This is a genomic window from Brachybacterium avium, from assembly GCF_002216795.1.
GTDB classification, from domain to species: domain Bacteria; phylum Actinomycetota; class Actinomycetes; order Actinomycetales; family Dermabacteraceae; genus Brachybacterium; species Brachybacterium avium.
In genome coordinates this window covers 2,126,712-2,149,723 of record NZ_CP022316.1, presented here as the reverse complement: position 1 = coordinate 2,149,723, position 23,012 = coordinate 2,126,712, and the positions used below count along the sequence as shown (strand labels likewise).

The window sequence follows — 23,012 nt, the reverse complement described above, 5'->3', positions numbered from 1 at the left end:
TCGCCGCTGTCGCCCCGGCAGCGCTTGCTACGTTGGACGGATGGACCTCCCCGACCTCTCCCTGACCGGTGGCGATGACGGCTTCGTGCACGTGCGCGGGGCACGTCTGCACAACCTCCGCGACGTGGAGGTGGATCTTCCGCGCGGTCGACTGGTCGCCTTCACCGGCGTCTCCGGATCCGGGAAATCCTCCCTCGCCTTCGGCACGATCCACGGCGAGTCCCAGCGCCGCTATCTCGAATCGGTCGCCCCGTTCGCCCGGCGGCTGATCGGCAGCGCCGTGGACCCTCAGGTCGAGGCGGTGACCGGGATGCCGCCCACCGTCGCCCTCGAGCAGCGCACCTCCGCGGGCGGGGCCCGCTCCACCGTCGGCACCACCACCAACCTCTCCAACGCGATCCGCCTGCTGTACTCGCGCGCCGGGGACCATCCCGCCGATGTGCTCGAGAAGGGCTCTGCCCTCCACAGCGGTCGCCTGACCTCGGATTTCTTCTCCCCGAACACCCCGGACGGAGCCTGTCCCCGCTGTCACGGGGCGGGTGTGCTGCGCGAGCCGACGGAATCCTCGATGGTCCCGGATCCCTCTCTCTCGATCACCGAGGGCGCGATCGCCGCCTGGCCCGGGGCGTGGCTGGGCAAGAACTTCCGCGACATCCTCGACACCCTCGGCGTCGACGTCCATCGCCCCTGGCGCGATCTGCCGGAGCAGACCCGCCAGTGGGTCCTGCACACCGAGGAGCAGCCGGTGGTGACCGTCCATCCGGTGCGCGAACCGGGCCAGACCCACGGCACCTACCGGGGGCAGTGGCGCAGCGTCGAGCGGTACCTGCGCGACACCGTGGCGACCTCGAAGGCGGAATCTTCCCGGCGGCGCGCCCTCACCCACTTCTCGGTGGCATCCTGCCCGCTGTGCGAGGGGCATCGCCTGGGGCCGGACGCCCTGCGCGTGACCTACGCCGGACGGCCGATCTGGCAGCTCGCCGCGATGCCGCTGGATGACCTCCTGGCCGCGCTGACCTCCCGCCACGAGGCGCTGCCCGAGGGTGAGGGCACCCCCGAACAGGAGGCGGAACGGATCCTGCTGCCCACCGTGCTGCCGGTGCTGCGCACCATCGTCGGCCTCGGCCTGGGGCATCTGGCCCTGGATCGCCCAGCAGGGACCCTCTCCACCGGCGAGCTGCAGCGGCTGCGGCTGGCCGCACAGCTGCGTTCGGGACTGTTCGGCGTGGCCTACGTGCTCGACGAGCCCTCGGCGGGGTTGCACCCCAGCGAGAAGGGCGTGCTCCAGCACCTGCTGGACTCCTTCCTCTCCGAGGGGAACTCGGTGCTGCTGGTCGAGCACGACATGACTCTGGTCGCCGACGCCGACTGGATCGTGGACGTGGGCCCGGGCGCCGGGGCCGACGGCGGCGAGGTGCTCTACTCGGGCGTGGTCGAGGGCCTCGACCAGGCGGCGGACTCGGTGACCGCCCGCTATCTGCAGCCCGGCCCGCTCGCCCTGCGCGGGGCCGCCGAGGTGAGGAGCCCTCGCGGCTGGTTCGAGATCGACGCCGTGCACACCCGCACGCTGCAGGGCCTCGACCTGCGACTGCCGCTGCGATCGTTCACCGCTGTCACCGGCGTCTCCGGGGCCGGCAAGAGCACCCTGGTCACCCATGCGCTCGGCACCGTGCTCGGCGAGCGCGTGCGCACCACGGTGGCCGATGATCCCGATCCGGTGGCCGAGCCGGGCGGGGCCGCCGGCTCCGAGATCGGCATCGGGACCGGCACCGGGACCGGGACCAGCACCGACCTTGCGGACGACCGGGTGCGCCACGGTGAGGTGCGGGGAAGCGGCGGCATCGATCGGCTCGTGCACATCACCCAGAAGCCGATCGGGCGCACCCCGCGCTCGTGCCTCGCCACCTACACCGGCCTGTTCGACCGGGTGCGGCGCCTGTTCGCGGACACCGCCGAGGCCCGGGCGCGCGGCTGGGGCGTCGGCCGCTTCTCCTACAACGTCGCCGAGGGCCGCTGCCCCGAATGCAGCGGCACCGGCCACATCGAGGTCGAGCTGGTGTTCCTGCCCGGCTCGTACGCGACCTGCCCACGCTGCCACGGCACCCGGTACAGTCCCGAGACGCTCGAGGTGACCTGGCAGGGGCTGAGCATCGCCGAGGTGCTGTCGCTGTCGGTCGCGCGCGCCCGGGACGTGTTCGCGGAGGATCCGCGGATCTCCCGGGCACTGGATGCGCTGGCCGCGATCGGGCTCGGCTACCTCGCCCTCGGCCAGCCCGCCACCGAGCTCTCCGGCGGTGAGGCGCAACGGATCAAGCTCGCCACCGAGCTGCAGCGCACCGTGCGCGGGCACAGCGTCTACCTGCTGGACGAGCCCACCTCGGGCCTGCATCCGGCGGACGTGGATCTGCTGGTCGGCGAGCTGAACCGGCTGGTGGACGCCGGCCAGACCGTGGTCGTGGTCGAGCACGATCAGCGCGTGATCGCCCAGAGCGACCACGTGATCGACATGGGCCCGGGCGCCGGTGACAAGGGCGGGAAGATCGTCGCCCAGGGCACTCCTGCACAGATCCTCGCGGCGGGCGCCAGCGTGACCGGGAGCGAGCTGCGGAAGGTCGCCCGCCCCGCGCACGACTGACCCGGCCCGCCGCTTCGGCTGTCACACCCCTCTGATGGACTGAGATCGACGATCAGAGTCGACGTCCGTCGGAGGCCATCATGACCCGCACCCCACCGCCCGAGATCCCCTCGCCCCGTCCCGAGCCCGAGGCTCGCGCCCGGCTCACCCGGCCCGCGGCCGAGGAGCTCGGTGCACGGATCCAGCAGCAGGCGGCGATGATCGCCGAGGCCACGTGTGAACTGCTGCTGATGGTCGGGGAGTTCGACGCCGGCGAAGGGCTCGGCTGGTTCGGGGGCCTGAAGTCCACAGCGCACTGGCTGTCCTGGTCCTGCTCGATGTCACCCGGCACCGCTCGGGAGCATGTCCGGGTGGCCCGCGCACTGCCGGGGATGCCGCTGACCGTCGCCGAGTTCCGCGCCGGGCGGCTGTCCTACTCCAAGGTCCGTGAGATCACCCGCGTCGTCGGCCGCGCAGAGGAGGCACTCCTCGTGGACCTCGCCCGTTCCATGACGGCCTCGCAGCTCGCCCGCACCATCTCCACTTTCCGCGCAGTGGACGGCAGCCGGCTCCGCCAGGACTCGGTGCGGCAGGCCCGCTGGCAGATCCGCGATGACGGGATGGTGGAGATCCGTGCCCTGCTCCCCGCCGAGATGGGCGCGGAGGTGATCACCGCCCTCGACCTCGCCCTGGACCGTGATGGGACCGAGCCGCCGCAGAGCGATCCGGACGCCGACGGACCGACGAGCGGCGGCTTCGCGAACAGCGGCCCCGCACACACGATCCCTGCTGCGGATCAGCTCTCGACGGGGGAAGCTGCTGAGAGCGCCGCCGAGATCACCACGGCGCCCACCCTGGAGCAGCGCAAGGCCGATGCCTTGCTGGATATCGCGCGCACGTTCCTCGACTCGGAGCCCGCCGATCGCTCCGGCGAGGATCGCCACCTGGTGATCGTCCAGGTCAGCGCCGAAGCGCTCACACAGAACGTTCCCGCGGGAACGCCGCCCGCCGCGCCGCCGACCGCCACCGAGATCACTGCCGAGCCGGTCCCGCTCGACGTTCCCGCGGGAACGCCGCAGATCTGCGGCGCACTCGGGGCGGGCCCGCTGGAGGCACGCACCGCCGAACGCCTGGCCTGCACCGGCGAGGTCGCGATCACGATCACGGATGCCGGCGGCGAGATCCTCCATCTGGGCAGATCACGGCGCCTCGCCTCCCGGGCTCAGCGGCGCGCTCTGCGCCTGCGCGATATGACGTGCAGCTTCCCGGGCTGCCATCAGTCCCAGCATCTCGATGCGCACCACGTGGTCCCCTGGTCAGAGGGCGGGCCCACCGACATCGACGGTCTCGCGCTGCTGTGCCGCCGGCACCATGTGACGGTCCATGAGGGCGGCCTGCGGCTGGTTCCCGAGGCCCCGACCACGACGCCGCGGGGACGACGCTTCGCCGTGGTCGACGCCGAGGGACGGCCTGTCCAGGCCCGCTGGCCCGCCATGCTCGAGCACCTCTCGATCCGGACCCTCACTTCCGCGACCGATGAGGACGGCGCTGACCCGGAGCGCATCGCGGCGAGCACGGGCGGAGCGGGCTTCCGTCTCGCGGACTGCGTGGATGCGCTCTGCCGCAGCGCCATGGAACTCGCTGCGTGAACCGGCGCCCCGTCAACCGCCCGCAACCGCCGTGCTCGCCGCGTCGGGTGCTGCGGGCGGCGCCCGTTCAGCTGCTGAAGCCGCCGCTGCCCGCCATGTCCTTGAACCGTGAGTAGTGGCCCTCGAAGGCCACCGGAATGGTCTTGGTGGCGCCGTTGCGGTGCTTGGCGATGATGAGATCCGCCTCGCCGGCGCGGGCGGACTCCTTCTCGTAGTAGTCCTCGCGGTGGATCAGCAGGATGACGTCGGCGTCCTGCTCGATCGAGCCGGATTCGCGCAGGTCGCTCATCATCGGGGTCTTGTCGGTGCGCTGCTCGCTGCCACGGTTCAGCTGCGAGATCGCGATGACGGGGCAGTCGATCTCCTTGGCCAGCAGCTTCAGGGCGCGGGAGAACTCCGAGACCTCCTGCTGTCGGGACTCGACCTTCTTGCCCGAGCTCATCAGCTGCAGGTAGTCGATCACCACGAGACTCAGATCGTGCTTCTGCTTGAGCCGACGGCACTTCGCCCGGATCTCCATCAGGGACATGTTCGCGCTGTCATCCATGAACAGCGGCGCATCGGCGATGCGGCTCATCGCCCGCGCCATCGCCTGCCAGTCACGGTCGTCCATGGAGCCGTCGCGCATCCGGTTCATCGGCACCTGCGCCTCGGCCGAGAGCAGGCGCATCGTGATCTCGGTCTTGTCCATCTCCAGCGAGAAGATCACCGAGGTCTTGCCGTTGTGGATCGACGCGGAGCGCAGCACGTCCATGCCGAGGGTCGTCTTACCCATGGCGGGGCGGCCGGCGAAGATGATCATCTGGCCGCCGTGCAGGCCCTGGGTGAGGTCGTCGAGCTCGGCGAAGCCGGTGGGCACGCCGGTGACCTGGCCGCCCCGGTTCTGAGTGGCCTCGATCGTGTTGAGGGTCTCGTCGATCACCTCGCCCAGCGGGAGGAAGTCCTCGCTCTGGCCGCGCTCGGTGACGGCATAGATCTGCGCCTGCGCCTCGTTGATGACCTCGTCGACCTCGCCGCCGTCAGAGGCGTATCCCAGCTGGACGATGCGGGTGCCGGCCTCGACCAAGCGACGCAGGGTGGCGCGCTCGACCACGATCTCGGCGTAGAAGCCGGCGTTCGCGGCGGTGGGGACCATGTCGATGAGATCCGCGAGGTAGGCGCCGCCGCCCACCCGCGCCAGCTCGCCGCGCTTGGAGAGCTCGTCCGAGACGGTGACCAGGTCCGCCGGTTCCCCACGGCCGTACAGGTCGATGATCGCCTCGAAGATCATCTCGTGCGCGGGGCGGTAGAAGTCGTTGCCGCGGACGGTCTCGACGACGTCGGCGATCGCGTCCTTGGACAGCATCATGCCGCCCAGCACGCCGCGCTCGGCGGGGAGGTCCTGTGGCGGGGTGCGCTCCAGGCCGCGATCGGGCCCGGCTTCGAAGGCTTCGGTGGATGTCACCGGGCCAGTGTAGGAAGTCCGCCGCGGGAGGGATACCCGCCCGGCGTCGAGGGGGACAAGGGTCATGGAGCGCAGGCAGCGAGGCCGCTGGGACGCCATTGGGCGGCCGCTGTGGAGGACCGGTCATGCACACTGCGCGGCGAGCCCGGCGCCTGCTCTCCCGCCTCCGCCGCACGGGCCCGCACCCCTTTACACCATGCACCGCACCACAGGTACAGTACCAATACGCAGTATTCCACTGGTACACATCCTCAGCCCTGCAGGAGGGCCGCCATGACCACCACCCCCGCCTCGCCTCCGCCCGGCGCCGCGTCCCGGACCGTGCGGGCGCACGCCACCCTGCTCCCCTACGCCCTCTGCCTGCTCGGGGCGACCGCGGTGGTGCATCTGCTCATCGTGCTCGCCGACAACCGCATCACGGTGCTGACCACGCTCCCCCTGGTCGTGATCGCGATCGGATACGCGGTCTACCTGCTCCTCTTCGGCCGGGCGCTGGGTCGGGTCCGCTATGGGCGCCTGGTGGCCCATGCCCTCACCTACGCGATGGTCAACACCGGCTACCTGCTGCACGCCTACATCCTGATCGCGACGGCATCGCCCGCCATCCAGGGCGACGGCCATCTCGCCCTGGACGCGGGCTGGTTCGGCGCCACCTTCGGCATGGCCGGCTTCTGGGGGATCGGGCTGATCGCCCACGGCATCGCGGCCCTCGGCGAGCGCGGCTTCGAGGGACCGCGCCCGTGACGGCCCCAGATCCCCCCGCCCCGGAGGACGCCGAGTGGGTGGAGGAGCTGGCCCGCTCCTGGGTCGAGGTCTACAAGAAGTCGGCGACCACGCTCGCGCTGCTGCGGATCGTGCAGGAGCACGGACCGATCCCGGCCGCCGGCATCGCCCCCCGCTTCGCGGAGACGACCGGATGGACGCTCACCGACCGCGGCCTCTACCGCACCCTGCGACGGCTCGCCGATTCCGGGGTGCTCCACCTCGAGAAGGTCGATGTGGCCCGCACCGGAGCGAAGCGGCAGGATTTCGCGCTCACCCCCGTCGGGCTCGCCTATCTGCAGCGGATCGAGCGCGAGCTGGTCTGAGCCGCGATTCACGGCGCTCGGCCGAGCAACAGTGCTCGGCCGGGCAACAGTGCTCAGTCGCGCAGCGGCATCCCGAGCACGTAGGCGGCCTGGGCGATGTGCTGGACTGCGTCGTCGATGATGCTCACCAGACGCGCGCCGCGAGTGACCGGCGGATCCCACTGCGCATCGATCACGTCCTCGAGGTCCGCGGCGGTGACCATCTCGAGGTACCGCTCCATCGCGGCGAACGTGGCATCGACGTACTCCAGCAGCCCCGCCCCGTCGTCGATCAGGATGCGGCGCGCCTCGGCCGAGGAGTGTCCGTAGCCCACGATGTCCCCCACCTGGCCGAGGGCGAAGCGGGCGTCGAATCCCTGCGCCATCCACAGCTGCTCATCGCCGGTGAGCTCCGCCAGCTGCGCATCGATCTCGCGACCGGTGTGCCAGAGCAGCCAGGCCACGGAGTTGTCATGCCCGCCGGGGCGGGCGTTGAGGCTCACCGGGTTCAGCTGGTCCCCCAGGGCGGCGGCCGCCACGCGGGGGCGGGAGGCGAGGTCACGGAGAATGTCTACGGCGTCCATGAAGCGACGCTACCCCGCCCGCGCTCAGTCGTCGACGATGACACCGCGGGCCTGCTCCGGATGGCGCTGCAGCCAGCTCTCGACGAAGGGACAGATCACCAGCACCGGGAGGGCCGCCACCCGGGCCTCCGCGAGGACGGTGCGCACGAGGAGGGAGGCCACGCCTTCGCCGCGATGCGCGGGGTCGGTGACCGTGTGGATCAGCTCGACGCGCCGCCGGGTGCGGGTGTAGATCACGATCCCGACGATCTCGCCGCCGCGCACCGCCTCATAGCGCTCGGCGCGCGGGTTGTCGCGCACGGCGATCGGCTCGTCCGGGCCATGTGCGTGGTCCTCGATGTCGGTGCTCACCCTCCAGACCCCCTCCCGGCCGCCGCCTCCACGGTACGTCCGGGAGGCGGGCCTGTCAGCGTCTCGGCGGCGTCTCGGCGGCGTCGGGGCGAGGTCGAGGGTTCCGCTCCCTCCTCGGCCGGACGCATGACACCATGCTCGACGTGATACCTGAGCCTGCGCCGTCCGCCGCCCACCACCGCGCCGCCGGAGACGGTTCCGCAGGGCACGGGGCCACCGCGGGAGCGGCGACATCTGCCGAGCACAGCGCCTTCTCCGACGCCGCCGATGCCCTGCAGAGCCACCGGGAGCCCTCGCAGATCTGGGGTGATGAGCGGGAGGCGGTGAGCATCGCCCTGCACTGGGCGGCCTCCCACACCGCGGTGGCCACCGACCCCAAGACCACCGCCCGCAGCGCTGCCGACCTGCAGGCCGAGGTCGGGGACACCATCACCGAGGACGGCATCGGGGCCACCCGCGCGATGGCCCTCTTCGACGAGGTGCTGCTGCCGGCCACCCGGTCCATCGAGGATCCGATGAACCTCGCCCATATCCCGGCCGCCCCCACCCGCGCGGCGGTCGCCTTCGACACCGTGGTCTCCGCCGCGAACGTGTTCGGCGGGGTGTGGGAGTACGGGGCGGGGGCGATCTTCGCGGAGAACCAGGTGCTGCGGTGGCTGTCGGACCTGCTGGGCTGGCCCGCGGACTCCGCCGGGGTGTTCGTCGCCGGCGGCACCCACGGGAACCTCTCGGCGCTGGCCACCGCCCGGGACCACGCGCTGCGCGAGCGGGGGCGGCGCCCCGAGGGCGGCTGGGCCCTGGCCTGCGCCTCGACGGCGCACTCCTCGATCGCCTCGGCGGCCCGGCTGCTGGACATGGATCTGATCAGCGTGCCCGTCGACGACCGCGGCCATCTCACCGGGCAGGCACTCGCCCATGCGCTGGAGTCGGACCCGCGGATCTGCGCGGTGGTGGCCTCGGCGGGGACCACCAACGCCGGGATCGTCGACGACCTCGCCTCGGTGGTCGAGGTCGCCCATCGCCACGGCGCCTGGGTCCATGTGGACGGTGCCTACGGCGGGGCGGCCCTGGTCGCGCCCAGCGCCCGGGAGCGCTTCACGGGCATCGAGCAGGCGGACTCCTTCGTGGTGGACCCGCACAAGTGGCTGTTCGCGCCCTACGACTGCTGCGCGCTGCTGTACCGGGACCCGCGCCCGGCCGCGGCCGCGCACTCCCAGCACGCCGCCTATCTCGACTCGATCGATCGCGGGGAGTCCAACCCCGCCGATCTCGCCGCGCATCTCTCCCGCCGCGCCCGCGGGCTGCCGCTGTGGTATTCGCTGGCCACGCACGGCACTGCCGCCTACACCGCTGCGGTCGAGGCCTGCCTGGCGACCTCACGGGCCGTCGCCCGGGCGATCGCGGAGACCGAGCACCTGGAGCTGCTGCTCGAGCCCGAGCTGTCGGTGGTGGTGTTCCGTCGGCCGGGGTGGTCGCCGGCCGCCTATCGGCGCTGGTCGCAGCGGCTGGCGAAGGACGGGACGATCCTGTGTGTGCCCACCGCCGTCGGCGGTGAGATCGCGCTGCGGCTCGCCTTCGTGAACCCCTCGACGGATCCGCAGGCCGTGATCGAGGTGCTGCGCACCACGATGCTGGTGGCCGACGGGAGCTGAGCCGGCGCAGGGCCGGGCCTCGCGGACGGGGCCGGGCAGGGGACCGCGCACGGGGTCGGTCACCCCATGCACCTCAGCCGGCGCCGGCCCCCTCCCCCGCCAGCGACCGCAGCAGCCCGTCCAGCCGTGCGACATCCGCATCGCTCCCGAGCCGCTGCCAGCCCTCTCGGGCCCGGTGGGCGGCCTCGTGCGCGGGCTCCCGTCGTCCCCGCTCGGCGAGCAGGTGGGCGTGGCGGTCCTCGAGGTAGACGCGCCAGTAGCGGGCGCGGCCCTCGTGCCCCGGCGGAACCTCGTCGATGGCGTCCCGCACCTCACTCAGGAGATGTGCGCAGGTCTCCTCGTCGGCCCCGGCAGCGCCGCGGGCGAGCGCGGCGCCGGCGGCGAGGAACCGCCCCATCAGCGCATCGACCCGGTGATCCCAGAGCAGCTCGGCAGGCAGCACCGGGCGCCCGCCGCCGGGGCGGGTGCGCCGCTGAATCGCGCACACCGCGCCCTCCACCGCGCCGTGCCGGCCAAGATCCAGTGCCCGGCGCATCGCCAGCGCATTGGCCTGCAGCTCGGTGCGGATCAGCTCCCCCTGGGCGGAGGTGGGGGTGGCGAGGTCGTCGGCGAGCCAGCGGGCCTGCTCCGCCATCTGCTGCAGCTCGCGCAGCGAGGAGCCGTGCTCGCCCGTGCGCTCGTGGACGCTCGCGGCGAGCCGGGTGACCTCCAGCAGGCCGTGGCGGTCACGGTGCTCCCGGGCGATGGCGCGGGCCTGCTCCAGCGGCACCCAGGCGGCGTCGTACCGTTCGGCCTGGACCCGCTGCGCCGCTACGGCGAGCAGCGGAGCGGTGCGCAGCACCTCTCGGCCCAGGGTGCGCTGCAGAGAGGCCAGGCGCCCGGCCGTGAAGGAGGCCTCCCGGGTGGCACCCGCGGCCATCAGCGCCTGCAGCAGTGCAGTGATCAGTCCGATCCGCAGCGGCGGATCCTCGATCTCCGGCATCGCATCGAGCGCCTCGAGGGCGTGGTGCACGGCCTGCAGGGGATGGCTCACGCCGAGGGTGCGTGCGAGCACCGCATGGGCGGCGGTGGCCAGCCGCTCGGGATCCGTGCGCGGGTCGGCGGCGTCATCGGCTCCGTCCGCGAGCAGCTCGAGCAGGTCCAGCGCGGCGGTGGTCGCCGCCGCCGCTTCCCCGGCTCCTTCGAGCGACTGGGCGAGGCGCAGCCGGAGCTCGTGCTCCGGGTCGGTCAGCAGCTGCGCCCGCACGGCCGGCAGCGCCGCGAGCGCTGCCCGCAGCCGGGCCGCGTCGCGGCGCGGATCCGCCGTCGTGCCGCGCGGGCCGGGGACGGCCGAGCGTTCCAGCGCGCGCACCACGACCAGCATCTCGGCAGAGGCCTGCGGCGCCTCCCCCCGGTGGCGTCCCCTACCGGTCGGTATCTCCTCGGTCGCTGCGCGGGTGCCGGCCGACGCGAGCTGCGCGAACGGTCCGCGCTCGAGCAGCACCGCCAGCACTGCCGCCGCCTGTCCGGCGTTCCCGCTGCGGCGCAGCAGGGTGACCAGGTCCGCCGCGTCGCGGGCGACCTGCTCCCCCACCCCGGCCAGGACCGCTCCGTGGAGGGCGGCGCGCAGCAGCGCGAGCCGGTCCTCGGGGGCGGCGGGGGCGTCCCGGAACCGCTCCACCAGCGCTCGCGCCTCCCGGTAGCGCTCCGCGTGCAGGAGATCGTTGACCCGCCCGGCGGCCTCACGGGTCTCGCGCGGGGTCGGCAGGGGCAGCTCCGCGGGTCGCAGCGCGGCCCGGAGCCGATCGAGGTCCGGCAGGCTCGCCCCGCCCGGCTCGCCGGCCGAGGCCGGGAGGGAGGCGGCGCCGGTGTTGGTCACAGTCGAAACCTACCAAGCGCTGTGCTCGCGGCCCACAGGCAGATCCTCTCCGTACAATGATCCCGGCCCATGAGCGAGAACCGCATGTCCTGAACGGTCCGCGGCCCCATTCCCAGGAGAAGAGGTAGCAGTTGTCGGTCGATCTGGCCGGAGGCGCGACTCCGACCGTGCCCGCGCTGAACGCTCCGGATCCGCATGCCGCGATCCCGGTGGACGGGCCCTACGCCGGTCACCTCCATTTCGATGCGAGCATCACCCCGGTGCTGCGCACGGATGTCGATGTCGCCGCCTATATCCGCCGCGGCTCATCCCGGCTCCTGGTCGACGCGGCCCGGCTGGATTCCGAGGGTCCGGTGGACGGGGATCTCCGCCTCGCGCTGGAGGTGCTCCAGCGGCTCGAGTCCTCAGCGCTCGCGGAATCCCGCGCCATGCTCGCCACCGCGACCGGGAACGAGGCCCGCATCACCGCCTTCCTCGCCACCTGGATGGTGGACCGCTTCTGGCAGTCCCGCGCCCTCCGCGACCTGCTCACCGGCGACCATCCCACCGAGCGGCCGCGGCACCGGCGGCGTCCGGGCCTCCTGCACACCCTGCGCCGGCTCCAGCTGGATCGGGTCCAGCCGCTGCTGTCCCCGGTGTGGACAGGGCTGGCGGGTGAGGCCGTGGCGGCCGGCCACATGGCGCGCATGGCAGTGCAGGAGGCCTCGCTGCAGGCGGCCCTGACCGCGATCTCGCACCGGCTCACCGGCGAGGCCCGTCGGATCGTCGAGGAGGTCGTGGACCGCCACCAGGCAGCGGTCGACTTCTTCACCGCCGAGGCGATCGGCCGCCTCACCCGCTCCCAGCGCGAGGCGCGCACCGCTCGGGTGCTGCTCTCGCTCAGCTCCCCGCTCGCGGGCGGTGGCCTTCCCGACCCCGACCTGCGGCCGGCACTGGCCGTCATCGGGAGCACCGCCGCGGACCGCGCCGCGCTGCACCGCGCCCGCTTCGAGATCACCCGGCTGCTGCCCGGTCCTGATCTCCCCGACCCCTATCTCAGCTCACTGCCCCGGATCGGAGTGTGACATGGCCTTCGACCTCGACCAGTTCGCCGAGACCTCTGTCCCCGTGAAGTACGAGGACCTGGATTTCGACGCCTTCGAGACCCAGCCCCTGGACGCGCAGACCCTGCGCTCGCTGCGCTATATGTGCGACGTCGAGTTCCACACCTCATGCTTCCTGCGGGACATGCTGGTCACCCCTTCGCACCGCGAGGAGGGCGCCGGCGGGTTCATGACGATGTGGAACCGGGAGGAGTTCTGGCACGGCGAAGCGCTGTCGATGGTGCTGGCACGCCACGGGATCATCGTCGACTACGACGAGATCAAGGCCAAGCGGGTCAAGCTCGGCTGGACGGGGGCGCTGGGCCCGCTGAAGCAGTCGGTGCTGTCGAACCTCGCGGGCACGGATTTCGTGGCCGTGCACATGGTGTGGGGGGCGGCCAACGAGCTCTCCGCCGTGGCGGCCTACCGTCAGCTCTCCGGGATGATCGACCACCCGGCGCTGTCCCCGCTGCTGAAGCGCATCGCCCAGCAGGAGACTCGCCACGTCGCCTTCTACACCACCCAGGCCCGGGAACGGCTGCTGGCCTCCACGAACGCCCAGAAGATCGTCCGGATGATCATGTCCCGGGTCTGGAAGCCGGTGGGCAGCGGGATGATGGACGAATCCGAGGTGCTGCATGTGATGAACCATCTCTTCGCGGGCCGGTCCACCGAGCTGGACAAGCTCGACAAGCGGGTCCAGAAGCTGCCGGGGCTGGAGGGGCTGACCATCTTCCGCAACGCCTTCGCGCGCCTCGGCGTCCCTGCCTGAGGCTCAGTCACCGCAGCCTCGGTCGCCGGAACCCGGTCGCCTGGCCCTCCACAGCGCAGCCCTCAGTCGTCGTCCTCATCGTCGTCGTCATCGTCATCGTCATCGTCATCGTCGTGATGGTGGTCGTGGTCGTCATCATCGTCGCACTCGAGCTCGCCGTCGTCCCACTCACAGACCCCCGACGGGCGCCCGCTCGAGCGCTCGTCGCCTCCTGAGGAGGAGCTGTCGGAGGAGCCGCTCGACGGGCGGGGCCGCTGCGGAGCAGGGGCAGGGCTCGGGGAGGCCGCGGGCTCCATCGTGCCGACGCCGGCATCGTCGGGGCCGTGCGCCGAGGACCGGGAGGCGGTCGGCAGCGCCACCGCCGCCCCGTCGGCCGACTGCTCGTCCGCCGAAGGGGCTCCCGCACTGCGGGAGGCGGGAGAGGCCGGAGCGGTCCCCCCGACGGTGATCCCGGGACGGGCCTGGGGCGTCTCGTCCGCCGACGGCAGCAGCGCGAGACCGATCGCGACGAGCGCGACGGCCACGATGATCCCGTAGTTCCGCAGGGTCTTCATGTCGCGCATCGTGCCCGACGGCGATGAGACGCAGGTGAACGCGCCATGAGAGGACTCTCATGCCCCGGTGCGCGCAGTGCCGGCACGGCTCAGGCCGCCGGGTCGACGAGCTTGTATCCGGCGCCGCGCACGGTCACCAGGCGCGGAGCACCGAGCTTGGTGCGCAGGTAGCCCACGTACACGTCGACCACGTTCGAGGCGCCGTCGTAGTCGTAGCCCCACACCTTGGACAGCAGCAGGTCGCGGGTGAGCACCTGGTGCGGGTTCTCCAGGAACACGCGGGCCATGGTGAACTCGCGGGAGGACAGCTCCACCGAGCGCGGCCGCCCGTCTGCGGAGCAGGTGGCGACGCGGGTGCGCAGATCCAGCGCGAGATCACCCAGCTCGAGCACGTCGGCGCTGACGCTGCCCGCTCCGGCGGCGGCCTCCCGGGCGCGCAGCTTCACCCGGGCCAGCAGCTCCTCGAAGCGGAAGGGCTTGGCGATGTAGTCGTTCGCGCCTCCCTCGAGGCCCTGCACGGTGTCCTCCACCCCGGTGCGGGCGGTGACCATGAGGATCGGGATCTGCACGTCCATCCCGCGCAGCGCGTTCAGCACCTGGAAGCCGTCCATCCGCGGCAGGCCCACGTCGAGGATCAGCAGATCGAAGTCCCCGCTGGAGGCGAGATCGAGCGCGGAGATGCCGTTCTCCACCACGGTGCAGGCGAAGCCGTTCGCTGTCAGGCCGCGCTCCACGAAGCGGGCGATGCGCGCCTCGTCCTCGGCGATGAGGATCCTCATCCGTCGTTCCTCCTGCGGTCAGCTGGGTCATCGTCGTCAGCGGGGGTCGGTTCCCGCGACCCAGTATCGCGTGCGGAGCCAGGGCCTGCGGAGCCGGCGGCCGCCGGCCGCTCGGCGTCGGCCGGCGGAACGCGTGCGGACTGCGGGAACACGATCGTGAAGGTCGAGCCCTGACCGGGCGCGGACCTCAGCCGCACCTCGCCGCCGTGGCCCTCGGCGATCGACCTCACGATCGGCAGGCCGAGCCCCGTCCCGGAGCCCCGGCTGCCGTCCACCCGCGTGAAGCGCTCGAAGATGCTCCGCTGATCCTCGGGGCGGATGCCGATGCCCTCATCCTGCACGCTCACGTGGATCTCGGGCCCCTCCGCACCCGGCACCCGGTCCACTCCGAGACGGATCCGGCTGCCCTGATCGCTGTAGCGCACGGCGTTGGCGGCGAGCTGCACGACCGCCTGGACCAGGCGCTGCTCGTCGGCGTCGGCCATCGCGTCCACCGTGCGCTCCAGGATCCACTCCCGCTCGGCGATGTGCTCGATCCGGGCGAAGGCGGAGCGCGCGAACGCGGTCAGGTCCAGGGGCCTGGGACGCACGTAGTCGGGTCGTGCCGAGGCCGCCAGCTCGGAGAGGTCCCCGACGACGCGACCCATCCGGTCCAGCTCGTCGAGCGCGATCTCGTGGGACTCCCGCACATCGCCGGGATCCTCCGTATCGGTGGTCTCCAGGGTGCCGCGCACGATCGTCAGCGGGGTGCGCAGCTCGTGGCCGACGTCGCTCATGAAGCGGCGCTGCGCGGCGAAGCCCTCCTGGATGCGGCCCAGCATGCGGTTGAAGTTCTGGGCGAGCGCACTGATGTCGTCCCGCACCTCGGGCACCGGCACCCGGTATTCGAGGTCGTCCACGGTGATCTGCCCGGTGGCCGCGCGGAGGTCCTCCAGCGGCCGCAGCAGACGCCCGGTGACCACATACCCCACCCAACCGGCGATCAGCAGCGTGATCACCGAGAGGACCGAGAAGGTCAGGACGCTCTGCCACAGGCTGCGGCGCTGGGCGCCGATATCGCTCGCGACCACGAAGATGCCCTCGGACTCGTCGCCGGCGACCCGCACCGAGGCGATCAGCACCCGCAGATCCCGGCCATAGGCCTCCAGCGGGACGATGACGGCCCCGCCCGGCTCGTAGGCGTCCAGGATCGCCTGCTGGACCTGCTGGTGCTCGGGGGAGTCCGCCTGCAGCAGCGCGTACTCCTGCGCGCGCGGCTCGTAGCGCGGCTCGCCGTCGAGGAAGGTGAGCACCGATTCGCCGTCCGACGGAGCCGCCGAGTCGGTGGCATGCAGCAGCACGCTGTCGACGGTGGCGTGGACCGGCGCGCCGCTCTCCTCCGTGTTCGCGGCGATCAGCGCGAGCTCGTCGTACTCCTGCCAGAGCTCGCGGGTGACCCGCTGGTCCAGGGCACGGAACTGTGCGGCGTAGGTGAGCACCCCGGTCAGGGCCAGCCCCACCATCACGAAGGCGATCATCGTGGTCAGCACCCGGATCCTGACCGTCCATCCGCGCCCCGGCGCTGCGGCGGCGCGCTCGCGGGGACGGTCGGGGGCATGAGGCGCATCGTAGGTGATGGGGGCGAGGCAAGGTCGCCGGGCGGTCTGGACTCGGGACGCGTTCGGGCATACATTGGGTCCAAAGCGTACATATCCGACATTTCGTCCAATCGGCGGGAGGTGGGTACGCCCACGGAAAGCGCGAGGCCAACAGTCGTGAGCATTCAGGGAAGCAGCCCCTCCGCCATCGAGCGCCGCGCCGGCGGGGCGCGGCCGCGGTCGTCGCCATGAGCCGACACGCACCACGACGAGGCCCCGGGTGACCGTGAGCAGACGCGACGCCCCGACCGTCCTGGCCGCCCATTCCGGGGCCGGGCTCTTCACCTCGGACCGGATGCTCCTGGAGAGCGTGCGCGGCCTGCGGGAGGTCGGATGCCGGGTGGTGGTCGCCCTCCCGTCGACGGGCCCGCTGGTCGTCGAGCTGGAGCGCGCCGGCGCAGAGATCGAGATCATCACGATGCTCGTGACCGGCAAACACCTGCTGCGACCACGGCGATGGCCGGCCACGGCTCGTCGGGCACTGCTGGGCCTGCGAAGCATCAGGCGGCTGATCCGGCGGATTCGGCCAGAAGTCATCTACGTCTCGACGACGGCGATCCCGCAGTGGCCCCTCCTCGCCCGCCATCAGGGAATCCGGTCGATCAGTCACATCCATGAGGTCGCCGGCTCCGGCAACCGCTGGCTGGATCGCCTCCTGTACCTCCCTCACCTCGCGTCGCAGCGAACGCTCGTGAGCAGCCGGGCCTCACTGGAGACGATGCGTCGCGCACTCCCCGCCCTCGCCCGACGCTCCGAGATCGTCCGCAACGGGATCGCTTCTCCCCCGCACCCGGCGCCACCGCGCGAACCGCTCGAGCCCCCACTGCGGATCCTGCACATGGGGAGGCTCTCACCGCGCAAGGGTCCGGACCTCGCCCTCGAGGCCGCGTCCCTGATCCAGCAGGAGGGGAAGCGCGTGCAGCTCACCATGCTGGGCACCGCCGAAGCAGGCGACGAATGGTTCGAGGACCAGTTGCGCAGCCAGGCGGCCGGGAGCGGAGTGGACGTCGACTTCGCCGGGCTCCAGAGGGACATCTGGCCGCACCTGGCCCGCGCAGACATCCTGCTGGCCCCGTCGCGCTTCGACGAACCCTTCGGGAACTCGGCGGTCGAAGCCGTCCTCGCACTGCGTCCCGTCATCGCGAGCGACTCGAGCGGGCTGCGGGAAGCGGCAGGAGGCTATCGCACCACCCGCCTGGTGCCCGCCGGGGATGCGCGCGCGATCGCCGACGCCCTCGTGGACGTCACCGACTCCTGGTCCAGCATCGTGCGCTCATTGAGAGACAGCCGGAACGAGGCGCTGCGGCGCCACGACCCCGAGGGCTACCGGGCGACGATCAACCGCGCCTGCGGGGCAGAGAGCAGGGGAAGCTGGGAGAGCACCCCGTCATGACCCGGGCCCCCGACCGAAATCGGGCCACGCTCGCGCAGGGACGGACGCACCGCTGGTCGAGAACTCGAGTCACGGAGGCTCTGCTGGACGTGGTGAGCTGCGCCGACTATATTTGGGCAATGCGTCACAATACGGACATTCTGCGGCCGGAGAGGGTCGTAGCCACCGCTGAGCCGTTCAGCAGCCGGGTCCACGCATACGAGGGCGGGTACCGGACACGCCACCAATCGCAATCAGCAAGCGAGGGGACTCAGCATGCAGCCCACAGTTCGTATTCTCGGGACCCATGGGGTCCCAGCGGCCTACGGGGGGTTCGAGACGGCCGCCGAGAACGTCGGTCTGTACCTCCGGGATCGGGGATGGCGGGTCGTCGTCTACTGCCAGCTCCCGGGCCACGGGGCCACGACCACCGACGAGTGGAACGGCCTCGAACGGGTTCTGATACGTGAGCCGCGGGAGGGGTGGCGGGGGACATCCGCATTCGATCTCACCTCTGTGCGCCATGCTCTGCGCGCCCACCGGTCGGGAGAGGTGTGGCTGACCTTCGGGTACAACACCGGGGTCTTCGACATCGTGCCGCGACTGCGCCGGGTTCCCAATGTCATCAACATGGATGGCATGGAATGGACCCGGAAGCGCTGGGGCCTCGCCAAACAGGCGATCCTGTTGGCCAACGAGCGGCTGGCAGGCCTCGTCGGCGACGTGCTGATCGCGGATCATCCCGTGATCGCGCAATATTTGGGCCGGCATTTCGGCCGGCGGCGCGTCACCACCATCACCTACGGGGCGCATGAGGTTCTCGATGCTCCGACCGGGCCCGTCGAGGCCGAGGGCCTGCACCCCGGGCGCTATGGGATCGTGGTCTGCCGTCCGATTCCGGAGAACTCGGTGCTCGAGATCGTCTCTGCCTGGTCGCGACGGCATCGCGGTATGCCGCTCGTCGTCGTCGGCCCCTACGAGGGCCACGAGCCGTACGTCGCGGCGGTGAGGGCGGCCGCCTCCGACGAGGTGCTGTTCCCCGGCGCGATCTTCGATCCCGAACGGCTCTCGGCGCTGCGCCACCATGCCGGTCTCTACCTCCACGGCCACACCGTCGGCGGCACCAACCCGTCCCTGGTCGAGGCCATGGCGGCCGGCAATGCCGTCGTCGCCCACCGGAACGTCTACAACTCCTGGGTCGTCGGTGACGACAACGAGCACTTCTCCGACTCCACCGAGCTGGCAGGGATCCTCGACGAGCTGCTGGACGACGCTCCACGCCGACGCCGCATGGGCGCCGCGAACCGAGCACGATTCCGCAGCGAGTTCACCTGGTCGAAGATCGGTGACCAATATGAGACGGCACTGCTGAAGGCCCTCCGGGGGAGGGTGCCCGCGTCCTCGCACGCTGACGCCCCCGAGACGAAAGGAGCCCTGCGATGATCGACGTCGCCGTTGTCGGACTCGGCAAGATGGGCCTGTCGCACCTGTCGATGATCAACGCGCATCCTGATGTCCGCGTGGTCGGCATCTGTGACGCCACCGGCTACATGCTGGACGTACTGACCAAATACACCGGTCTGCCGACGTTCAAGGACCTCACCCGGATGCTGGACGAGGCCCGGCCGGATGCCCTGATCGTCGCCACCCCCACCCACCTCCACTCGGGAATGGTGCGCGAGGCGCTCCGCAGGAACATCCACGTCTTCTGCGAGAAGCCCTTCATGATCGATCCCGCCGAGAGCGAGGAGCTCGCCGATCTTGCCCGCCGATCCGGGCTGGTCACCCAGGTCGGGTACCACAATCGCTTCGTCGGCACCTTCGCCGAGGTGCATCGCCTGCTCGAGCTCGGCGTCCTGGGCACGGTGACCACCGCTCTGGCGGAGGCCTACGGGCCCGTCGTGCTCAAGGAGGCCGGCACCACCTGGCGAAGCCGCCGTGCGACCGGAGGCGGGTGCCTGTACGACTACGCAGCTCATCCTCTGAACCTGCTGACCTGGTATCTCGGCGCACCGACCGGAGTCAGCGGCAGTCGCTTGACCAGCATCTTCTCTGCGAACATCGATGATGCCGTCGCCACCACCCTGCACTATCCCGGGGCCACCGCGCAGCTCATCGCGAACTGGTCGGATGAGTCCCAGCGGAAGATGACGACCCAGATCACGCTGTGGGGGACCCATGGCAGGATCCATGCAGACCGACAGGAGATACAGGTGTATCTGCGCGACAGCGCTCCGGTTCCCGAGGGCTACCGCCCTGGATGGAACGTGAAGTACACGACCGAGCTCATGGAGGCTCCCTGGTTCTATCTTCGCGGCGAGGAGTACAGCAACCAGTTGGACGCCTTCGTCCACCGGGTCATGGCCTCCGCATCCGAGGGACAGAACGACTTCACCTCCGCTGCGATCACCGATGAGTGCCTCGCGATGATCATCGAGGATGCCGCCCGGGTCGATGGACCGCTGCGCTCTGCCTCCGCCGCCCCGCCACCGACCTCGCTCCCTACCCGAGCGCGCAGCGCATGGCGCGTGCTCCGAGGGGAGGCCGTGCGATGACCGCCACGACGACGCGGACCATGGACCGCCTGCTCTTCGGGGACAACCAGTTCTTCGGCATCAATCACATGTCGGAGGAGAAGGCTCGCAGCCAGCAGATGCGCTTCCAGGACACCGACGCGATCATGGAGGTGCTCGACGCCGCACGCGACGAGGGCGTGTCGACCTTCATGTGCACCACCCACGACAGGATGCAGGAGGTCTGCGACCTCGTCCGTGCCGACCCGGCCCACTACGCGGGCATGACGTTCTATCCGTGTATGCCCTACGCCCACAAGTACGCCAACGCGATCACCGAGGAGGGCTTCCTCGGCGCGGTCCGGAAGTTCCTTCCCGACACCGGTCTCATGGACAGCGTCGCCCGAGGGACCTCCTCCTTCGCGCGGAAGGACATCGAGGGCATCTCGACGCTCCTCATCGATGCCGAGCTCAAGATGTTCAGCGGGCTTCCCACTCCCGTGATCTGGATGCAGAACGTCGTGGTCGACCTGCTCTCCGGCCTCGGCTTCACCGAAGCGTTCCGCATCTTCGCCGACCACGTCCGGACGCACTACGACGCCGAGCCCGGCTTCATCACCATGAATCTCCCGCGGCTGCTGGACGATCTCGACGCAGTGGGGATCCAGAACCCGATCGTGTGCTCGAACATCAACAAGCTCGGATTCCGCATGTCCGGTGGAGTGGACGGCTACCTGGACGCGATCGAGAAGCGTCCTTTCCGTGCCGTCGCCATGTCCGTCTTCGCCAGCGGTGCGCTGCAACCCCGGGAGGCGCTCGAGTGGGTGTGCGGCCTGCCGAATCTCGAATCGATAGTCTTCGGCGCCTCGAGCCGGGCGAATATCGCCTCCACTGCTCAGCTCGTCGACGAGCTCTGGCCACGCGAGGACGACTCGCGGTGACGACACCCCCGGCCGGCCCACTCGCTGATCGCACCGTGCTGGTGGCGAATCCCGCCGCCGATCTCTACGGGTCGGACCGGATGATGCTCGAGGCGATCAAGGGGCTGCTCGCGCAGGACGCCCGCGTCATCGCCACCTGTTCCCAGAACGGCCCACTCGTGGATCAGCTCGAGGAGCTCGGTGTCGATGTGCGCGTCATAGGGGTCCCGATCATCCGCAAGAGCATGCTCTCGCCACGGGGGATGGTGCACCTGGCCGGGACCGTCGGATCAGCACTGCCTCGCATGCGGCGACTGATCAGAGACGTCTGTGCGGACATCGTCATCGCGAACACGCTGACCCTGCCGTTCTGGACTCTCGCCGCACGGAGCTGCCGCCGCCCGGTCATCGTCTACGTCCACGAGGCGGAATCCTCCCTGTCCCGGGCGGCGCGCACGCTGCTGACCGCACCCCTGGCACTGGCGCACGGGGTCGTGTTCAACTCCGAGACGAGCCGTGCCGTGTGCATGCCGCGAACGCTGGAACGACGGGGGAGGGTCCGCGTGGTCCTCAACGGGGTAGCGGGGCCGCCTGTCACCCGCCCCCCGCGGGGCCGCATCGAAGGGCCGGCCCGGCTGCTCTTCATCGGGCGGCTCTCTCCGCGGAAGGGTCCCGACCTCCTCATCGACGCAGCATCCCTGCTGCACGGCATGGGTGTCGAGGCCACCGTGGACCTGGTCGGCGATGTCTTCCCTGGATACGAGTGGTACGAGGACCAGCTCCGAGCACGTGTCCGCGATCTCGGTCTCGAGGAGAAGGTTCGCTTCCGCGGGTTCCGGTCCCCGGTCTGGAACGCCATCGGCGATGCGGATCTGATGGTCGTCCCCTCCCGAGGGGACGAGTCCTTCGGCAATGTCGTGATCGAGTCCCTGCTCAGCGCACGCCCGGTGATCGTCGCTGATCACACCGGTCTCCGGGAAGCCGCCTCAGGATTCGCGGGCGCGGTCCGAGTCATCCCGGACGACGCCGAGGCGATCGCGGAAGCGGCCCGGGACCTGCTGCGGGACTGGAACGGATCTCGCGCGGCCGCCGTCGCCGACGCGGTGACCGCCCGGGCCAGGCTCGGCACCGAGCTATTCCAAGGGGAGTTCGTCCGAGCCGTCGTCGAGCTCGGCCGATGAGCCCACTACGCGATGTCGAGTGCCTTCATCTTGCGGAACCAGATGATGAGCGCGGCCGCCAGGTACAGGACCGCCGCAACGGCGAGCAGCAAGTAGACGATCATGAATCCGGTGGCCCATCCCCACAGCACGAACATGAAGCACCAGGTGCCGTAGTCCGTCGGGATTCCGAGCACCGCGCGGAGCGGGGACGAGCCCCCTGCCTGGGCCGCCTGCGGAGCGCCGATCCGGGCTCTGAGCAGATCGTTCAGGATCATCCCGAAGAACGTCACCGTGGCGACGACCGTGAAGGCGAGGGGCACCAGCAGCCACGTGATCTCGAGCGGATCGAAGAAGCGGAAGGCCCCGATCGCGACGGCGATGTGCAGGCTCACGAGCTTCGCCGAGTCGACGATGTGGTCGAGCCACTCCCCCACCAAGGAGCCGCCGCCGCGCAGCCGCGCGACCTGACCATCGGCGCTGTCCCAGGCATAGCCGATGGCCAACAGGAGCCAGACGGCGATCCCCAGCGGCAACGACGGCGGCACAGCCATCACAAGAACGATGCCAGTGAACGTGAAGAGCGCACTGAGCAGGGTGACCTGGTTCGGCGTCAGCCCGGCGGCATGCGCCACCGACGCCAGGATCCGACCCAGCGGACGGTTCACGTACAGCGAGTACGCCGGCGCCCCGCGGGCGCGGCCCTTCTGCGCCTGAGCGAGACTGCGGTAGGACTCGAGGACGGTCATAGGTCGATCTCCAGATCTCGGGGGGTCTCGGTGACGTCGACAGTGACCCCGCCGCCGACGGCAGCGCGAACGATCACAGCGGTTCGGACGTGCACGCGAACCGTTCTGCGTCCGATCCTCAATAATACTCGAGGATCTCCGGGTGGCAACATTTGCGCGTGCCCATATCAAAAACGCCAGGCATTCATTCCCGGTGCTTGTCGTGCATTCAGAACGCCCTCCTTCATATCCGCCACTGATGGGTATTCGAGTTCC

General features: G+C 70.8%; 20 protein-coding genes. 12 read left to right on the top strand and 8 right to left on the bottom strand.

From position 1 onward, the window contains the following. Positions 1 to 40 precede the first annotated feature (40 nt). Both CFK39_RS09655 and CFK39_RS09650 read left to right on the top strand, forming a co-directional pair. Positions 41 to 2,635 carry an excinuclease ABC subunit UvrA gene (locus tag CFK39_RS09655; RefSeq protein WP_089065276.1) on the top strand — a complete coding sequence of 865 codons (2,595 nt, stop codon included), beginning with the start codon at positions 41 to 43 and terminating at the stop codon, positions 2,633 to 2,635. Positions 2,636 to 2,715: 80 nt separating this feature from the next. Continuing rightward, positions 2,716 to 4,263, top strand: coding sequence for an HNH endonuclease signature motif containing protein (locus CFK39_RS09650; RefSeq protein WP_089065275.1), 1,548 nt, complete (start codon positions 2,716 to 2,718; stop codon positions 4,261 to 4,263). Between the two features lie 67 nt (positions 4,264 to 4,330). On the opposite strand, the gene dnaB is transcribed toward CFK39_RS09650, so the two are convergent. Next, positions 4,331 to 5,707, bottom strand: a complete 1,377-nt coding sequence (gene dnaB / locus CFK39_RS09645) for a replicative DNA helicase (RefSeq protein WP_157697128.1) — start codon at positions 5,705 to 5,707, stop codon at positions 4,331 to 4,333. Positions 5,708 to 5,980: 273 nt separating this feature from the next. Between dnaB and CFK39_RS16860 the strand changes: the two genes are divergently transcribed. Continuing rightward, entirely contained in the window at positions 5,981 to 6,451 is a 471-nt protein-coding gene (locus CFK39_RS16860; RefSeq protein WP_089065274.1) for a 2TM domain-containing protein, read from the top strand. Beyond that, complete coding sequence (locus tag CFK39_RS16855; protein WP_089065273.1) at positions 6,448 to 6,795, top strand: helix-turn-helix transcriptional regulator; 348 nt, start codon at positions 6,448 to 6,450, stop codon at positions 6,793 to 6,795. The genes CFK39_RS16860 and CFK39_RS16855 overlap by 4 nt, the downstream gene beginning before the upstream one ends. A gap of 53 nt (positions 6,796 to 6,848) precedes the next feature. Here the strand turns inward: CFK39_RS16855 and CFK39_RS09630 are convergent, their stop codons facing one another. Together CFK39_RS09630 and CFK39_RS09625 are read right to left on the bottom strand one after the other, a co-directional pair. Further along, positions 6,849 to 7,358, bottom strand: coding sequence for a mycothiol transferase (locus CFK39_RS09630; RefSeq protein WP_089065272.1), 510 nt, complete (start codon positions 7,356 to 7,358; stop codon positions 6,849 to 6,851). 24 nt (positions 7,359 to 7,382) lie between these two features. Further along, positions 7,383 to 7,709 (bottom strand): GNAT family N-acetyltransferase, encoded by a 327-nt coding sequence (locus tag CFK39_RS09625; protein ID WP_089065271.1) that lies wholly within the window; start codon positions 7,707 to 7,709, stop codon positions 7,383 to 7,385. 143 nt (positions 7,710 to 7,852) lie between these two features. Between CFK39_RS09625 and CFK39_RS09620 the strand changes: the two genes are divergently transcribed. Then, a complete protein-coding gene (locus CFK39_RS09620; protein WP_245822438.1) occupies positions 7,853 to 9,361 on the top strand; it encodes a pyridoxal phosphate-dependent decarboxylase family protein in 1,509 nt (502 codons plus the stop codon). A 73-nt stretch (positions 9,362 to 9,434) separates the two neighbouring features. Here CFK39_RS09620 and CFK39_RS09615 read toward each other — a convergent pair whose 3' ends face one another. Continuing rightward, positions 9,435 to 11,219, bottom strand: a complete 1,785-nt coding sequence (locus CFK39_RS09615; RefSeq protein WP_089065270.1) for a hypothetical protein — start codon at positions 11,217 to 11,219, stop codon at positions 9,435 to 9,437. A gap of 167 nt (positions 11,220 to 11,386) precedes the next feature. Between CFK39_RS09615 and CFK39_RS09610 the strand changes: the two genes are divergently transcribed. Continuing rightward, positions 11,387 to 12,283, top strand: coding sequence for a hypothetical protein (locus tag CFK39_RS09610; RefSeq protein ID WP_245822436.1), 897 nt, complete (start codon positions 11,387 to 11,389; stop codon positions 12,281 to 12,283). 1 nt (position 12,284) lies between these two features. Beyond that, positions 12,285 to 13,073 carry a ferritin-like domain-containing protein gene (locus CFK39_RS09605; protein WP_089065269.1) on the top strand — a complete coding sequence of 263 codons (789 nt, stop codon included), beginning with the start codon at positions 12,285 to 12,287 and terminating at the stop codon, positions 13,071 to 13,073. A 62-nt stretch (positions 13,074 to 13,135) separates the two neighbouring features. Here the strand turns inward: CFK39_RS09605 and CFK39_RS09600 are convergent, their stop codons facing one another. From CFK39_RS09600 to CFK39_RS09590, 3 genes are all read right to left on the bottom strand, one after another. Further along, on the bottom strand, positions 13,136 to 13,627 hold the full coding sequence (locus tag CFK39_RS09600; RefSeq protein WP_089065268.1) for a hypothetical protein: 492 nt from the start codon (positions 13,625 to 13,627) through the stop codon (positions 13,136 to 13,138). Between the two features lie 89 nt (positions 13,628 to 13,716). Then, positions 13,717 to 14,406 (bottom strand): response regulator transcription factor, encoded by a 690-nt coding sequence (locus CFK39_RS09595; protein WP_089065267.1) that lies wholly within the window; start codon positions 14,404 to 14,406, stop codon positions 13,717 to 13,719. Beyond that, complete coding sequence (locus CFK39_RS09590) at positions 14,403 to 15,935, bottom strand: sensor histidine kinase (RefSeq protein ID WP_245822434.1); 1,533 nt, start codon at positions 15,933 to 15,935, stop codon at positions 14,403 to 14,405. The genes CFK39_RS09595 and CFK39_RS09590 overlap by 4 nt, the downstream gene beginning before the upstream one ends. A 328-nt stretch (positions 15,936 to 16,263) precedes the next feature. On the opposite strand from CFK39_RS09590, the gene CFK39_RS09585 reads away from it, so the two are divergent. The 5 genes from CFK39_RS09585 (at position 16,264) to CFK39_RS09565 (ending at position 22,029) form a co-directional block, all read left to right on the top strand. Then, entirely contained in the window at positions 16,264 to 17,436 is a 1,173-nt protein-coding gene (locus tag CFK39_RS09585; RefSeq protein ID WP_245822432.1) for a glycosyltransferase family 4 protein, read from the top strand. Positions 17,437 to 17,691: 255 nt separating this feature from the next. Then, positions 17,692 to 18,858, top strand: coding sequence for a DUF1972 domain-containing protein (locus CFK39_RS09580; RefSeq protein ID WP_089065266.1), 1,167 nt, complete (start codon positions 17,692 to 17,694; stop codon positions 18,856 to 18,858). Beyond that, on the top strand, positions 18,855 to 19,970 hold the full coding sequence (locus CFK39_RS09575) for a Gfo/Idh/MocA family protein (protein WP_089065265.1): 1,116 nt from the start codon (positions 18,855 to 18,857) through the stop codon (positions 19,968 to 19,970). The genes CFK39_RS09580 and CFK39_RS09575 overlap by 4 nt, the downstream gene beginning before the upstream one ends. Continuing rightward, on the top strand, positions 19,967 to 20,869 hold the full coding sequence (locus CFK39_RS09570) for a hypothetical protein (protein WP_218192252.1): 903 nt from the start codon (positions 19,967 to 19,969) through the stop codon (positions 20,867 to 20,869). The genes CFK39_RS09575 and CFK39_RS09570 overlap by 4 nt, the downstream gene beginning before the upstream one ends. Further along, a complete protein-coding gene (locus CFK39_RS09565) occupies positions 20,866 to 22,029 on the top strand; it encodes a glycosyltransferase family 4 protein (RefSeq protein ID WP_089065264.1) in 1,164 nt (387 codons plus the stop codon). Before CFK39_RS09570 ends, CFK39_RS09565 begins: the two co-directional genes overlap by 4 nt. A 5-nt stretch (positions 22,030 to 22,034) precedes the next feature. Here CFK39_RS09565 and CFK39_RS09560 read toward each other — a convergent pair whose 3' ends face one another. Continuing rightward, a complete protein-coding gene (locus CFK39_RS09560; RefSeq protein ID WP_089065263.1) occupies positions 22,035 to 22,757 on the bottom strand; it encodes a CDP-alcohol phosphatidyltransferase family protein in 723 nt (240 codons plus the stop codon). Between the last annotated feature and the right edge of the window lie 255 nt (positions 22,758 to 23,012).

Coding starts and splice junctions, on each gene's coding strand:
- CFK39_RS09655 (WP_089065276.1), top strand. CDS start 41: ATGGACCTCCCCGACCTCTCCCTGACCGGTGGCGATGACGGCTTCGTG.
- CFK39_RS09650 (WP_089065275.1), top strand. CDS start 2,716: ATGACCCGCACCCCACCGCCCGAGATCCCCTCGCCCCGTCCCGAGCCC.
- CFK39_RS16860 (WP_089065274.1), top strand. CDS start 5,981: ATGACCACCACCCCCGCCTCGCCTCCGCCCGGCGCCGCGTCCCGGACC.
- CFK39_RS09630 (WP_089065272.1), bottom strand. CDS start 7,358: ATGGACGCCGTAGACATTCTCCGTGACCTCGCCTCCCGCCCCCGCGTG.
- CFK39_RS09605 (WP_089065269.1), top strand. CDS start 12,285: ATGGCCTTCGACCTCGACCAGTTCGCCGAGACCTCTGTCCCCGTGAAG.
- CFK39_RS09600 (WP_089065268.1), bottom strand. CDS start 13,627: ATGAAGACCCTGCGGAACTACGGGATCATCGTGGCCGTCGCGCTCGTC.
- CFK39_RS09595 (WP_089065267.1), bottom strand. CDS start 14,406: ATGAGGATCCTCATCGCCGAGGACGAGGCGCGCATCGCCCGCTTCGTG.
- CFK39_RS09580 (WP_089065266.1), top strand. CDS start 17,692: ATGCAGCCCACAGTTCGTATTCTCGGGACCCATGGGGTCCCAGCGGCC.
- CFK39_RS09575 (WP_089065265.1), top strand. CDS start 18,855: ATGATCGACGTCGCCGTTGTCGGACTCGGCAAGATGGGCCTGTCGCAC.
- CFK39_RS09570 (WP_218192252.1), top strand. CDS start 19,967: ATGACCGCCACGACGACGCGGACCATGGACCGCCTGCTCTTCGGGGAC.
- CFK39_RS09560 (WP_089065263.1), bottom strand. CDS start 22,757: ATGACCGTCCTCGAGTCCTACCGCAGTCTCGCTCAGGCGCAGAAGGGC.